13 protein-coding genes and 1 tRNA gene are annotated in these 14,133 nt (G+C 72.3%); 12 read left to right on the forward strand and 2 right to left on the reverse strand.

Annotated features, from left to right (window positions below; translation table 11 throughout):
* Positions 1-15: 15 nt before the first annotated feature.
* From ACH4TG_RS22295 to ACH4TG_RS22330, 8 genes are all read left to right on the forward strand, one after another.
* Positions 16-636, forward strand: coding sequence for a hypothetical protein (locus ACH4TG_RS22295; RefSeq protein ID WP_398244159.1), 621 nt, complete (start codon positions 16-18; stop codon positions 634-636).
* Entirely contained in the window at positions 633-1,442 is an 810-nt protein-coding gene (locus ACH4TG_RS22300) for a hypothetical protein (RefSeq protein ID WP_398244160.1), read from the forward strand. The genes ACH4TG_RS22295 and ACH4TG_RS22300 overlap by 4 nt, the downstream gene beginning before the upstream one ends.
* Before the next feature lie 20 nt (positions 1,443-1,462).
* Complete coding sequence (locus ACH4TG_RS22305) at positions 1,463-1,765, forward strand: hypothetical protein (RefSeq protein WP_398244162.1); 303 nt, start codon at positions 1,463-1,465, stop codon at positions 1,763-1,765.
* A gap of 43 nt (positions 1,766-1,808) precedes the next feature.
* Complete coding sequence (locus ACH4TG_RS22310) at positions 1,809-2,078, forward strand: hypothetical protein (protein ID WP_398244164.1); 270 nt, start codon at positions 1,809-1,811, stop codon at positions 2,076-2,078.
* Between the two features lie 87 nt (positions 2,079-2,165).
* Positions 2,166-3,065: a bifunctional DNA primase/polymerase gene (locus tag ACH4TG_RS22315; protein WP_398244165.1), complete on the forward strand. Its 900-nt coding sequence runs from the start codon at positions 2,166-2,168 to the stop codon at positions 3,063-3,065.
* A 184-nt stretch (positions 3,066-3,249) separates the two neighbouring features.
* Positions 3,250-4,797, forward strand: coding sequence for a YfjI family protein (locus ACH4TG_RS22320; RefSeq protein ID WP_398244166.1), 1,548 nt, complete (start codon positions 3,250-3,252; stop codon positions 4,795-4,797).
* A gap of 342 nt (positions 4,798-5,139) precedes the next feature.
* Positions 5,140-5,367: an excisionase family DNA-binding protein gene (locus ACH4TG_RS22325; protein WP_398244167.1), complete on the forward strand. Its 228-nt coding sequence runs from the start codon at positions 5,140-5,142 to the stop codon at positions 5,365-5,367.
* 85 nt (positions 5,368-5,452) lie between these two features.
* Positions 5,453-6,733 carry a tyrosine-type recombinase/integrase gene (locus ACH4TG_RS22330; RefSeq protein WP_398244168.1) on the forward strand — a complete coding sequence of 427 codons (1,281 nt, stop codon included), beginning with the start codon at positions 5,453-5,455 and terminating at the stop codon, positions 6,731-6,733.
* 77 nt (positions 6,734-6,810) lie between these two features.
* Here the strand turns inward: ACH4TG_RS22330 and ACH4TG_RS22335 are convergent.
* Positions 6,811-6,885, reverse strand: a tRNA-Cys gene (locus ACH4TG_RS22335).
* A 24-nt stretch (positions 6,886-6,909) separates the two neighbouring features.
* Between ACH4TG_RS22335 and ACH4TG_RS22340 the strand changes: the two genes are divergently transcribed.
* From ACH4TG_RS22340 to ACH4TG_RS22355, 4 genes are all read left to right on the forward strand, one after another.
* Positions 6,910-8,529, forward strand: coding sequence for an MFS transporter (locus tag ACH4TG_RS22340; protein ID WP_398244330.1), 1,620 nt, complete (start codon positions 6,910-6,912; stop codon positions 8,527-8,529).
* Positions 8,530-8,732: 203 nt separating this feature from the next.
* Positions 8,733-10,532: a DEAD/DEAH box helicase gene (locus ACH4TG_RS22345; RefSeq protein WP_398244170.1), complete on the forward strand. Its 1,800-nt coding sequence runs from the start codon at positions 8,733-8,735 to the stop codon at positions 10,530-10,532.
* A 330-nt stretch (positions 10,533-10,862) separates the two neighbouring features.
* Positions 10,863-11,699: an IclR family transcriptional regulator gene (locus ACH4TG_RS22350; protein ID WP_398244171.1), complete on the forward strand. Its 837-nt coding sequence runs from the start codon at positions 10,863-10,865 to the stop codon at positions 11,697-11,699.
* A gap of 139 nt (positions 11,700-11,838) precedes the next feature.
* The gene (locus ACH4TG_RS22355; RefSeq protein ID WP_398244172.1) at positions 11,839-12,627 is read left to right on the forward strand and encodes a S16 family serine protease; all 789 of its coding nucleotides are present in this window, start codon (positions 11,839-11,841) and stop codon (positions 12,625-12,627) included.
* 44 nt (positions 12,628-12,671) lie between these two features.
* Here the strand turns inward: ACH4TG_RS22355 and ACH4TG_RS22360 are convergent, their stop codons facing one another.
* Positions 12,672-14,042 carry an MFS transporter gene (locus tag ACH4TG_RS22360; protein ID WP_398244173.1) on the reverse strand — a complete coding sequence of 457 codons (1,371 nt, stop codon included), beginning with the start codon at positions 14,040-14,042 and terminating at the stop codon, positions 12,672-12,674.
* Positions 14,043-14,133: the final 91 nt, after the last annotated feature.

Here is a 14,133-nt window from a genome sequence, read left to right on the forward strand (position 1 = left end):
CCCGGAGGCCCCGCCATGCATGACCCCAACCCGCCGATCGTCTATCGGCATTGGCTGGCCGAAGCCGCCCCGAAAGCGGCGCCGGTCATCGCCACGTCCACGGTGCTGATCCTCGCGCGTCTGTGGAACGCCCACGGCGCTGAGCACTCCATCGGTGACGCGGCCGTCATGGGCGCTCTCGCCGCCGGTGCGGCGTTCGCCGGCAGCAAGCTGGCCACCGGCCAGCACGGCGACGCCACCGCCGCCGCGATCGGCTTCACCGCCGCCGGCACCCTCGCCCTGGCCGGGGTCGCAGCCTACAGCGACGGGATCGCGCTGCCGCTGCTGCTGTGGTCGGTCGCAACCGTCCTGGCCTACATCCTGACCTTCCGCCACAACCGGGCCGAGCGGCGCGAGCAGGTCGCCTACGACCGCGCCACCCTGGATCGCCGCGAGACCCAGCGGCACGTGGAGACCGTCGAGGTCATCCGAGCGCGCGCGCAGGTCGAGGCCGCGCAGGCGGGCGGCGCCTACGCCACCGCACTGGCCGCGGCACTCACCGCGCGTTCGGCTCTGCCCGGCTACGACCCGGCCGCCATCACCACGGCTGGACTCCCGGAGCTCCCGGCCGCCACGGGTAAGGACGGCGGCCGGTGAGGTTCTACCTGACCACGCATAAGCGCAGGTGGGTGGAACGCACCACGGTGCCGCTGTTCTTGAAGTTCGAGCACTTCGGCATAGCCACCGCCCGCACCATCCCCCGGGCGATCGGCCGTTATGCCGTGGACTCCGGCGGTTTCACCATCCTGCAACGCCACGGCACCTGGACCATCCCACCCCATGACTACGTGCGTGATCTGCGGCGCATCCGCGATGAGGTAGGCCCGTTCGACTGGGCGGCACCGCAGGACTGGATGTGCGAGCCCATCATGATTCACGGTGGCACCGCAGGCGGACAGCACTTCGTCGGCACGCACCTCAGCGTCGCGGAACACCAGCGCCGCACCGTCGCCAACTACCTCGAACTACGGGCGCTTGCCCCGGACCTGCCCATCATCCCCGTCGTGCAGGGCTGGGAAATCCCGGACTACGAACGCTGCATCGCCCTCTACGAGCGCGCCGGCATCGACCTCACCGCCGAACCCGTCGTCGGGCTCGGCTCGGTATGCCGCCGCCAGTCCACCCACCAGGGCGCCGCCATCGTGACCACCCTCGCTGGCCACGGCCTCAAACTGCACGGCTTCGGCTTCAAAACCCTCGGACTCCAACGCGTCGGCCACCTCATGGCCTCCGCGGACTCCCTGGCCTGGTCCACCCACGCCCGCAACCGTCCCCCCATGCCCGGCCACACCACACACAAGAACTGCGCCAACTGCCTGCCCTACGCCCTCAACTGGCGAACCCGCGTCCTCGCAGGACTTCCCCCCTGGCACCAACCACCACTCGACGGCACCCCCGCCTGACCACGACTGGAGACCACAACGTGCCCACCCGACACCCCCGCCGGGCCACCAACCGAATCCTGATCACCTGGGACGACAGCGACCGACAGGCCACCGCCACCTCACCCCAGCCGATGGCCGCACTGGAAGCCGCCATCGCCGTACGAGCCGCCCGCCGCGACGCCCACAAGAAGTTCCAGGCCGTGAACGTCTACCAGACCACCGACCGCACCGGCGCCCCAGTCATCGTCGCCTACATCCACTACCAGCCCGGCGCCTGGGACAACGTCACCGACTACGCCCACGTGTACGAGATCCCCACCCACGCCCTCACCGACCTCTAGCCGCACCCGGCCCCGCGTCGGCCATCACCCGGAAAGGACACCCGTGCCCAGCACCAACACCGACGAACGCCAGCCGTGCGAGCTGTGTGAGCAGCGGGAGGACTGCTCGGTCTGCGACGGCTCCGGAGAAGCCACCTACCCCTACGACGAGTGTTTCGAGTGCTCCGGCACCGGCGTGGTCATCCCCGAGCACTGCTGCGACTGCGGCGGCTCCCCCTACTGCCAGTGCTGCACCACCTGCGGCAACTACGCCGGCACCTGCGGATGCACGGTCACCGTCACCCTGCTCGACGGAACCACCAAACCCCTCTAGCTCCGCCCGGGACGGCCGCAGTTCGTTGACGAGACGCGGCGGCCGTCCCGGCTCTCTGATCCCGAACAGGAACAGGAGAACCCCAGCATGCCCCACCCCCCGCCCACCCTGCTGGCCGCGGCCCTGGACGCCGCACAGCGCGGCTGGCCCGTCTTCCCCCTGCGTCCCGGCGGCAAGCCTCCCGCGCTGCACGGTGAAACCCGCTGCCCTCGCACCGGCGACTGCATCGGCGGTCACCGCAAGTTCGAGGAGCGCGCCACCACCGACCCCGACCGCATCGAACGCTGCTGGCGCACGGGCGCCTACAACATCGGTATCGCGACCGGCCCGGCTGCTCTCGTGGTCATCGATCTGGACAAGCCCAAGGACAAGGGCAGTTCGGGCACGCCTGACGGCGTGACGACCTTCCTGGCGCTCTGCGAGCGCGCCGGCCAGGTAGTCCCCGTGACGCGCACGGTCCGGACCGCGAGCGGCGGAATGCACCTGTACTTCACCGCACCCGCCGGGGTCCGGCTGGGCAACACCGCGGGCAAACTCGGGCCCCTGATCGACACCCGCGCGTGGGGCGGATACGTCGTCGCCCCCGGCAGTAAGACGCCTGGGGGCCCGTACGCGGTCGCGGACGACGCGCCCGTGACGAACCTGCCCGAATGGCTGCAAAGCCTCCTAGAGCCACCTCAGGGGCCCGCTGCGGGCCCGATCCTGCCTACCCCCGCCCGCGCAACCGCGTGTGCCCGTACGGCCTTTGAGCGGGAACTGGCGACCGTGGCCGCGGCCACCGAGGGCGGACGCGAGAAAGCCCTGTTCGAGGCGGCCCGCAAGATGGGCCGATTCGTGGCCTGGGGTGACCTGGACCGCACCGAGGTGGAGCAGGCATTTCAGGGCGCTGCCGAGTCCACCGGACTGCCGTCCTACCAGTGCCGCTCCACTCTGAGTAGCGCCCTGAACTGGTCCATCGCGCACTGCAAACCGCGGGAGCGCGCATGACCGGCCGTCACCATCCCCCGCTGAAATGCCCCACCGACACTCCCGGCCAGCCCAACTCCGCCACACCGGCCCGCAGGTCCGCCGGCCGTAGCGCGCCGAAGGTCGCCGCCCGCCAGGGCGTCCTTTCAGCCCTTGGCTTGGACCCGCACCCGACCATCGCGCATCCGGAAGGGAGGCGCACCCGATGACCGCACAGCCTTTGGAGGACAGTGAACTGTGGGCGGCGTTCCCGCCGGTGGACCCGCAGGCGCCGGAGCAGGCGCCGTGGGAGGACCCGATCCCGTTCAAGGGCCGCCGGGACATCCCGGACTTCCCCGTGGACACCTTCCCTGGGTGGCTGCGGGACTTCACCGCCGCACTGGCGGAGGAGACCCAGACCCCGGTGGACTTGGCCGGGTGCGTTGCCCTGGCGGTGCTGTCCACCGCGGCCGGCGGCCGGGCCGTCGTCCACGTCCGCGGCAGGTGGCGCGAGCCCACCAACCTCTACACCGTGTGCGCTCTGCCGCCGGGCAACCGGAAGTCCGCGGTGTTCGCCGCCATGACCGACCCCCTGTATGACGCGGAGAAGGAACTCAAACAGCGCGCTCTGCCCGCGATCGTGGAGGCGTCGCTGACGGCCAAGCTCGCCAAGGACGCCGCAGAGCAGGCCACCGCCAAGGCGTCCAAGGCCAGCGGGGACAAGCGCGATGCGCTGATTGCCGAAGCGGTCGGCCTGGCGCAGACCGCGGAAGACCTCACCATCCCCGCAGAACCGCAGTTGCTCGCCGATGACGCCACGCCGGAGACCATCACGTCCCGGATGGCGGAGCAGGGCGGACGCATCGCCATCATGTCCGCGGAAGGCGAGATCTTCGACATCATCGCCGGCCGCTACTCCGGCGCCCCCAACATGGGCCCGTTCCTCGCCGGACACGCTGGCGACCGCCTGCGGGTGGACCGGCAGACCCGCAAGGAGTACATCGACCACCCCGCCCTGACCATGGGCCTGTCCGTGCAGCCGACCGTCCTGGACGGCATGGCCAAGATCAAGGGCGCCAAAGGCCGCGGCCTGCTCGGCAGGTTCCTGTACTCCATGCCTCAATCCCTGCTCGGGCAGCGGAAGATCCTGCCCGACCCGGTACCCGACCAGGTAGCGGCCGCCTACGCCGGCAACGTCATCGCGCTCACCCTCGCACTGGCCGACTGGACTGACCCCGCGGTCCTCCAGCTCAGCCCGGAGGCAGACGCGGTTCTGGTGGCCTTGCAGGAACGCCTTGAGCCCAAGTTCGCCCCCGGTGGTTCGCTGGGACACATGACCGACTGGGGAGGCAAGCTCGCCGGCGCCGCAGCCCGCATCGCTGGACTGCTGCACCTGGCCCAGCACTTGGACCGCGGCCACGCCACGCCGGTCGCCGCGGACACCATGCGCGCCGCGGTGACCCTCGCCGGGTACTTCACCGCCCACGCCGTGGCGGTGTTCGCGCGCATGGGCGCCACCGCGTCCGAGGAACGCGCCGTAGCCCTGCTGGACGTGCTCAAGGCCAACCGGTGGCCGGAGGTCAGCCGACGGGACCTGTTCACCAAGCTCAACCGCTCGGACTTCCCGACCGTCGCCGACCTCGAACCGGTCGTCGCGCTGCTCGAAGACCACGGGTACCTGCGCATCGTCCAGCCGGAACGCACCGGCACCCGCGGCCGTCCGCCCGCTCCCCGCTACCTCATCCACCCCCAACTCACCCACGCCGACGTCTGAACCCCGCCCGCAAAAATCGCAAAAACCGCAGAAACCCGGGACGCCAGCCCTGACCTGCACAAACCCCGCCCATCAGGTAGCTGGACCGTCCCCGCCGCAAAAATCGCAGAATCCGCAAAAAACAGCGCCCCGCAGCGACCCACGGCCGCCACCGCCGGCCAGCGCACCCGGGCGCCACTGAATATTGCGGATTCTGCGATTTTTGCGGCCAGCCACGCCGCGCCACCCCGCCCACCACAAGATCGCAGGTCAGCACGGCCCACGTGGGTTTCTGCGGATTCTGCGATTTTTGCGGCGGCCCACCGCGGCCCCACTCACCACAGAGCCCGAAGGAGCCCCACCGTGGCGACCGCCCCCGACACCGAAGCCACCACCCCCAGCACCCCCGAACGCTCCCTGCTCACCGTCGAAGAAGCCGCCCGCCGACTCAGCATCGGACGAACCACCTGCTTCAAACTCATCCGCACCGGCGCCCTCGAATCCGTTCCCATCGGCCGCCTGCGGCGCGTCCCCAGCGACGCCATCCCCGAATACGTAGCGCGCCTCCGCGCGACCCACCAAGCCGCCTAACTACACCCGGGACGGCCGCAGTTCTTCGACGAGACGCGGCGGCCCTCCCGGGCCCATCACCCACACCCGAACAAGGAGCCTGCTTGTGGCAGAGAAGGACAAGCGCACGCGACAACCGAATGGTCGAAGCTCGATCTACCTTGGCAAGGACGGAAAGTGGCACGGCCGCGTCACGGTTGGCGTTCGCGATGACGGTAAGGCCGATCGTCGCCACGTCGAACGCAAAAACCGAGCGGAAGTCACGGAGGCTGTACGCGAATTGGAACGGGCGCGAGACGCCAGGACCGTTCGCAAGCCAGGCCGACCCTGGACCGTTAAAGCCTGGCTGACGCACTGGATCGAGAACATCGCACCGCTCGGCGTCAATGACAACACGATGGTGGGCTACGGCGTTGCCGTGCGGAAGCACCTCATTCCCGGGCTGGGCGCTCACCGTCTTGACAAGCTCAAGCCCGAGCACATCGAAGCCTTCTACGCCAAGATGCAAGCCAACGGCAGCAAACCGGCGACGGCACATCAGGTGCACCGCACATTCCGCACAGCTCTTAACGAAGCCGTACGCCGTGGTCACCTCGGCACGAACCCCGTCCAGTTGGCTAAAGCTCCGCGGCTGAGGGAGTACGAGGTGGAGCCGTACACCGTCCAAGAGGTACAGCGTCTACTCAAGGCTGCGGGCCAGCGTCGCAATTCAGCGCGCTGGGCGGTTGCTCTCGCTCTCGGACTGCGACAAGGGGAAGTTCTCGCCCTCAAGTGGGAAGACATCGACCTTGCGGCCGGGTTCCTGGTGGTCCGCCGTAGCCGCCACCGACCGCAATTCGCTCACGGATGTGCCGAACCCTGCGGACGTAAGGCAGCGGGGTACTGCCCGCAGAGGCGACGCACCAACCCCGAGGAATCGACCACCAAGTCCCGTGCCGGCCGCCGCGCAGTCGGGCTACCCGAGCAGCTTGCCGACCTCATGCGCGCGCACCGAAAGGCACAGGAGGCAGAGCGGGGCGCCGCCGGGAAGGACTGGACGGACAGCGGGCTGGTGTTCCCCGACGAGCACGGCCGTAGCCCGTCCCACCGGAAGGACTGGGCGGAGTGGAAGGCACTACTGGCGGAAGCAAGGGTTCGCAACGGGCGGCTGCACGACGCGCGCCACACCGCTGCGACGGTCCTGCTCATCCTCGGGGTTCCCGAGCGCGCCGTGATGGGCCTCATGGGGTGGTCGACCACGGCCATGGCCGCCAGGTATCAGCACATGGTCGACGCGGTGCGCGCAGACATCGCCAAGCAGGTAGACGGACTGATCTGGAAGGCTCGGCCGGACCGTCCCGACGATGACGACGACGGCACCGCGGGTGTCTTCGTACCGGCGAACTGAGACGGGAACTGAGACGGATATAGGGGAGGGGCGGCACCCCGCAGGGCGTCGCCCCTCCCTTTCGACTGTTCAGGGCTTGGAGGCCGTGACCGGAATCGAACCGGCGTAACTCGCTTTGCAGGCGAGTCCCTCAACCACTCGGGCACACGGCCGTGTGCGGGGTGCGTGCTTCGACGATGGCGTGCCCGCGGCGGGCGGTCAACGGATCCGCGGGCCGTGCCATACGACTGCCATACGGCGTTCACGAACCGGGTCCCGCGGCCGAGGACCAAAGTCGGAGGCGGACCGGTCGCACGGCAGGGGTGAAAGCGCGGATTGCCCCTTACCCTGGGCGGGTGACTGATGTACGGACCCCGCAGGGTCAGCAGGGTGACCGGGGGATACGCGACGCCGCGGGCGCCGGAGCCGACAGCGGTGTGCTCGGCCGGGAGTACCGCGCGCTCACCCTCGGCATCGTGTCCGTGGTGCTGATGATCGCCTTCGAGGCCACCGCGGTCGGCACCGCGATGCCGATCGCCGCACGGGACCTCGACGGGCTCGGCCTGTACGCGTTCGCCTTCTCCGGGTACTTCACCACCTCGCTGCTCGCCATGGTGGTCAGCGGCCAGTGGTGCGACCGCGGCGGCCCGCTGCCGCCGCTGGCCGCCGGCATCGCCGGGTTCGCGGCCGGCCTGGTCGTCAGCGGCACCGCCCAGAGCATGGGCGTGTTCGTGCTCGGGCGGGCCGTGCAGGGCCTGGGCGGCGGCCTGGTGATCGTCGCCCTGTACGTGGTCGTCGGCCGGGCCTACCCGGAGCGGCTGCGGCCCGCGGTGATGGCCGCGTTCTCCGCGTCGTGGGTGGTGCCGTCGATCGTCGGGCCGCTGGTGTCCGGCACGGTCACCGAACAGCTCGGCTGGCGCTGGGTGTTCCTGGCCATCCCGGTCCTGGTGGTGCTGCCGCTCATGGTGATGCTGCCCGCGCTGCGGCGCGCCGCCCACACGCCTGAGGAGGGCGCCCCGCAGCCCATGGACGGCCGCCGCATCTGGTTCGCGGTCGCGCTGGCCGCCGGGGCGGTGCTGCTGCAGTACGCCGGGCAGGACCTGCGGCCGCTGTCCCTGCTGCCCGCGGTGCTGGGCGCGGCGCTGCTGGTGCCCGCCGCCCTGCGGCTGCTGCCCGCCGGCACGTTCCGGGCGGTGCGCGGGCTGCCCTCGGTCGTGCTGATGCGCGGCATCGCGGCCGGCACGTTCCTGGCGGCGGAGAGCTTCATCCCGCTGATGCTGGTCACCCAGCGCGGGCTGTCCGCCACGATGGCCGGCCTGTCGCTGGCCGGCGGCGGCCTCACCTGGGCGCTCGGGTCGTACATCCAGGCCCGGCCGCGGCTGGAGGCGGTGCGCGGCCGGATGGTCCGGCTCGGCATGGTGCTGTCCGCCGCGGCCATCGCCGCGGTGCCGCTGGGGCTGGACCACGCGGTGCCCCCGGGGATCGTCGCGGTGGCGTGGTGCGTCGGCGGGCTCGGCATGGGCCTGGTGATCTCGTCGCTGAGCGTGCTGCTGCTGAAGGTGTCGAAGCCCAGCGACGCCGGGGCGAACTCCGCGGCCCTCCAGGTCAGCGACTCGCTGTCGAACGTCCTGCTGGTCGCCGCGGCCGGCACCGTCTTCACCGCGCTCGGCGGCGGCTCCATCGCGCCCTCGGCGACGGCCGTCAGCGCCGCCTCCGCCGCCCATCCCGCGGCCTTCACGGCCGTGTTCGTGCCGGCCGCCGCCATCGCCCTGGTGGGCGCCGCGCTGGCCCCCAGGGTCCACCCCAGGTCCTCCTGACGGTGCGCGGGAGGGCGGCCCCGGGCCTTCCCGGCCCCGGCGGCGGGAGTCCGGCGGGCGGAGCGCGGCGCCGCGCCGTGTGAGGTGGGTCGCACCCGCGCGGGCGGTGGCGTGGGTCGGCGGTTCGCGCGCCGCCGGCCGGTAGGCTGAGGCGGTTTTCGTACGGGCGCGAGCGCGCCCGGCCCCCGACCCCCACGGAGACCGTGACTACCGCCGCCTCACACCCGTCGCACTCGTCCCACCACCTCTCACCGGCCTTCCCCGGGCGCGCGCCCTGGGGCACCGCCAACAAGCTGCGGGCCTGGCAGCAGGGGGCCATCGACGCGTATGTGACCGCGCAGCCGCGGGACTTCCTGGCCGTCGCCACGCCCGGCGCCGGCAAGACGACCTTCGCGCTGAGCCTCGCCTCGTACCTGCTGCACAACCACCTGGTGCAGCAGATCACCGTCGTCGCGCCGACCGAGCACCTGAAGACGCAGTGGGCGGACGCGGCCGCGCGGATAGGGATCAGGCTCGACCCGGAGTACAGCGCCGGCCCGGTGGGCCGCGAGTACCACGGCGTGGCGGTGACCTACGCCGGTGTCGGCGTGCGCCCGATGCTGCACCGCAACCGCTGCGAGCAGCGCAAGACCCTGGTGATCCTCGACGAGATCCACCACGCCGGCGACAGCAAGTCCTGGGGCGAGGCGTGCCTGGAGGCGTTCGAGCCGGCGACCCGCCGCCTCGCGCTGACCGGCACGCCGTTCCGCTCGGACACCAACCCGATCCCGTTCGTCACGTACGAGGAGGGCAACGACGGCATCCGTCGGTCCTCCGCCGACTACACGTACGGATACGGCAACGCGCTGGACGACGGCGTGGTCCGCCCGGTGATCTTCCTCAGCTACAGCGGCACCATGCGCTGGCGCACCAAGGCCGGTGACGAGCTGTCCGCGCGGCTGGGCGAGCCGATGACCAAGGACGCCACCGGGCAGGCGTGGCGCACCGCGCTCGCCCCCAACGGCGAGTGGATCCCCAACGTCCTCAAGGCCGCCGACCAGCGGCTCACCGAGGTCCGCAAGGGCATCCCGGACGCCGGCGGCCTGGTCATCGCCACCGACCAGGACTCCGCCCGCGCCTACGCCAAGCTGATCAGGGAACTGACCGGCCACAAGGCCACGGTGGTGCTCTCCGACGACGCGGGCGCGTCCAAGCGCATCGAGGAGTTCAGCGCGAGCGAGGACCGGTGGATGGTCGCGGTCCGGATGGTCTCCGAGGGCGTCGACGTGCCGCGGCTGGCCGTCGGGGTGTACGCCACGACCATCTCCACGCCGCTGTTCTTCGCCCAGGCCGTCGGCCGGTTCGTCCGCTCCCGGCGGCGCGGCGAGACCGCTTCGGTGTTCCTGCCGACGATCCCGATGCTGCTGGAGTTCGCCTCCGAGATGGAGGTCGAGCGCGACCACGTGCTGGACCGGCCCAAGAAGCACGGCGAGGACGAGCTGTTCGCCGAGGAGGACCAGCTGCTCGCCGAGGCCGAGCGGGCCGAGGACGAGGCCACCGAGGACGACATGCTGCCCTTCGAGGCGCTGCAGTCCGACGCGGTCTTCGACCGGGTGCTGTACGACGGCGCCGAGTTCGGCATGCAGGCGCACCCGGGCAGCGAGGAGGAGCAGGACTACCTCGGCATCCCCGGCCTGCTGGAGCCGGACCAGGTGCAGATACTCCTGCAGAAGCGGCAGGCCCGGCAGATCGCCCACAGCAAGAAGAAACCGGCGGACGAGGCCGATCTTCTCGAACTGCCCGCGGAGCGGCGCCCGGTGGTCACCCACCGGCAGCTGCTGGAGCTGCGCAAGGAGCTCAACACCCTGGTCGCCGCCTACAACCACCAGAGCGGCAAGCCGCACGGGGTGATCCACAACGAGCTGCGCCGGGTGTGCGGCGGCCCGCCGAGCGCGGAGGCGACGGCCGGGCAGCTCGGCGAGCGCATCAAGAAGGTCCGGGAGTGGGCCACCCGGATGCGGTGATCCGCCACCGGTGATCCACTCCCGGTGGTCCACCGATCCGTTACCGGCGGCGCGCGGATCCGTATGCGGTGGTCTGCGGTGGATTCGCCGTGAACGCCCCCCACTCGAACCTCAAACTCGGGTCAAGGCGGCGCCCGGATTGTGGACGACCTCTTCCGCTGAGCGGTACTCGGTCGCTACGGTGCCGCTCACGCACGCGCCGTGGCAGAGCAGCCGCGGAGCGCAGCCGGTTTGCCGACACCAACCGGCGGCCTCTCCGCGCACTGCCGCGGGACCGGCAGTGCGATCCGTCCGTGAGATGCGCCGCCGATTTCACGAGGAGGGGGCGTCGTGACCGCGGAGACGTCTCAAACGCTCGACCGGGGCCTGCGGGTCCTGAAGCTGCTGGCCGACACCGACCACGGCCTGACCGTGACCGAGCTGGCGGCCAAACTCGGCGTCAACCGGACGGTGGTCTACCGGCTGCTGGCGACGCTCGAGCAGCATTCGCTGGTCCGCCGCGACCTCGGCGGCCGGGCCCGGGTCGGGCTCGGCGTGCTGGGCCTGGCCCACCAGGTGCACCCGCTGCTGCGCGAGGCCGCGCTGCCCGCGCTGCGCTCGCTGGCCGAGGACATCGGCGCGACCGCCCATCTGACGCTGGTCGACGGCACCGAGGCGCTGGCCGTCGCCGTCGTCGAGCCGACCTGGACCGACTACCACGTCGCCTACCGCACCGGCTTCCGGCACCCGCTGGACCGCGGCGCGGCGGGCCGGGCGATCCTGGCCGGCCGCGGCATGCAGCCGACCGCGGACGGCAGCAGCTGGGAGCGGTTCGCCGAGGACGGCCTGGTGCAGCAGGCGGCGCCGGGGGAGCAGGGCGGCCCCGGCGCGCAGGCGGTACGCATCCTGGAGGCCGCCGTGGCCGACGGCCGGGCGCCCGCCGACGGGGCCCAGCCGGGCGACGGCAGCGACCGCGTGATCGGCGAGGGCGGCGCGCTGAGCCGGCTCCGCTACGTGATCACCTCGGGCGAGCTGGAGGCGGGCGCGAGCGGCGCCGCCGCCCCGCTGCTGGGCGTGCCCGGCGTCGAGGGCAGCGTCGGCGTGGTGATGCTCGCGGACTCCGTGCCCGAGCGGGTCGGCGCCCGCGTCGTCGAGGCGGCGCTGGAGGTCGCGGACGCCCTGCGCTAGGACAGGCCCTAGGGCCGCGGCGGGGCTGCCCGGCAGCCGCGGGGGCAAGGGCCCGGGCCCGGCGCCCCGGGAGTGCCCCGGGAGCCCGCGGCAGCGCCCCGTTCGAGGGGAGGACGCGCGGTGAATTAGGGTCGGGCCCATGCCGAACCTCTCCCGCCGGTCCGTGGTGCTCTCGGTGTGCGCCGCGGTCGTGGCCGCCCTGCTCGCCGTGGCCGCCTTCGCGCCGCTGCCGTTCGCGATCGTCGAGCCGGGCCTGACCGCGAACGTGCTGGGCGCGGAGAGCGGCACGCAGGTCATCACGGTCACCGGGGTGCCGGTGCGCACCACCAGCGGCCAGCTGCGGCTGGTGACCATCCAGGCGACCGCGCCCAACGCGTCGGTGCACTTCAGCGACGTGTGGCGGGCCTGGTTCAAGAAGAACGAGGCGGCCATGCCGCGGGACGCGGTCTACCCCAGCGGCGGGTCGGTCCAGCAGATCGAGAAGGCCAACCTCAAGGAGATGACCCAGTCGCAGAACGACGCGACCTCGGCGGCGCTCAAGCAGATGGGCCTGTCGCCGTCCCAGGTGCACGTCACCCTGCGGCTCGCGGACGTCGGCGGGCCCAGCGCCGGGCTGCTGTTCAGCCTCGGCATCATCGACAAGATCGACGGCGACGGGCACGGCGGCGACCTCACCGGCGGCCGGAACATCGCCGGCACCGGCACGATCGACGCCTCGGGGAAGGTCGGCGCGGTGGGCGGGGTGCCGCTGAAGGAGCAGGCGGCCCGCCGGGACGGCGCCACGATCTTCCTGGTGCCGCGCGACGAGTGCTCCGACGCCAAGGCGGAACTCCCGTCCGGGATGAGGCTCATCCCGGTCACCACGCTGACCGGCGCGCTCTCCGCCCTGTCCGCGCTGCGCGCAGGCCAGGCGACCCCGGCCTGCTGACCGCCGCCGCCCGCTGACCACGTCGCCGTGCCCGGCGGGCCGCCTCAGCCCGTCACGGGCTCGCGTTCCGCCGCGGCCGCGCCGTCCCGCGGACCGTCCTCCCGTGGCCCGTCCTCGCCCGGCCGCTCCTCCTGCCCGGCGGTCTCCCAGGCGCGGAAGGCCGGCAGCACCAGCGGGCTGAGCGTGGTGACCAGGTACAGGGCGCTCACCGCGGCCAGCGCGGCCGTCAGCCCCGCGTACTGGACGACGTAGCCGCCGGCGAGCGCGCCCAGCGGCACCGCGACCAGCACCCCGGAGGTCACCGCGCCGAACACCCGGCTGCGCAGCCGCTCGGGGACCAGCCGCACCATCTCGGTGCCGATGATCGGGTTGAGCACGCCGCCGGCGAGCCCGCACACCGCGCAGGTGACGACCAGCGGGGCCAGCCCCGGCACGAACGCGCAGACCGCGGTCCGCGGGAAGCCGCAGACGATGAACGCGCCGATGAACAGGCCCCGTTGGGGCAGCCGCTGGCCGAACACGCCGTACAGCAGCGAGCCGACGAGCGCGGACGCGGCGAAGGTCCCGGAGACCACGCCGATGCTCACCGAGCCGCCCAGGTTCTCCCGGGCGTGCACCGGCAGCAGCACCGCCGACCACGCCTGGTCCAGCGCGTTGGTCACCATCACCATCACGACGACCGCGAACAGCAGCCGGGCGCGGAACAGGAACGCGTAGCCCTCGCGCAGTTGCGCCCGGTACCCGGCGAACGTGCCGGCCCCGCCGTCCCGTTCAGCGGCCCGGTCCTCGCGGGCCGCTCCCTCGCGCGCCTTCGCGCCGCCGGCCCGGCGGGCGCCGTCGCGCACCCCGAGCCCGATCAGCAGCGCGGAGACGGCGAAGGTGGCGGCGTCCAGCAGCAGCACGTTCGCCGCGCCGATCGCCGCGATGAGCACGCCGGCCAGCGGCGCGCCGAGCATCCGGGCGCCGCGGGAGGCGCCCTCGTAGGCGCTGGACGCGCGGGCGATGGTGGTGCCGGCCCGTTCCGCCAGCCGCGGCATCAGCACCTCGCGGGCGGTCTCGCCGGGCGCGTGGAACAGCCCGGAGACCGCGACCAGCGCCAGCAGCGCCCCGTACGACAGGTGCCCGGCCAGGTGCAGCACCGGCACCGCCGCCACCGCGAGCGCGCACACCGCGTCCGACGCGACGCTGCTGACGGCCAGGCCGAGCCGGTCGATCAGCGGGCCGCCGAGCAGCGCGGCCAGCACGACCGGCAGCGTGGCCGCGAAGGCGGTGAGCCCGGCCCGCCCGGCGCTGCCGGTGGTCTCCAGGACGAACCACGGGACGGCGACCAGGGTGAGCATGTTGCCGGCGATCGAGACGACGTTCGCGGCCAGCAGCAGCGCCAGCGGCCGCCGGTCGGTGTCGGGTGTGTGCATCGGTCCCCCCGGGATGTGGTGCGGTCGGCGCGGATACCGCGCGCCGCGCGGTGCGGTCCCGGCCGTCGTGGTGCGGTGCCCTCGGTCGAGT

Source organism: Streptomyces sp. NPDC020917, assembly GCF_044333795.1.
In the GTDB taxonomy this organism is placed as follows: domain Bacteria; phylum Actinomycetota; class Actinomycetes; order Streptomycetales; family Streptomycetaceae; genus Actinacidiphila.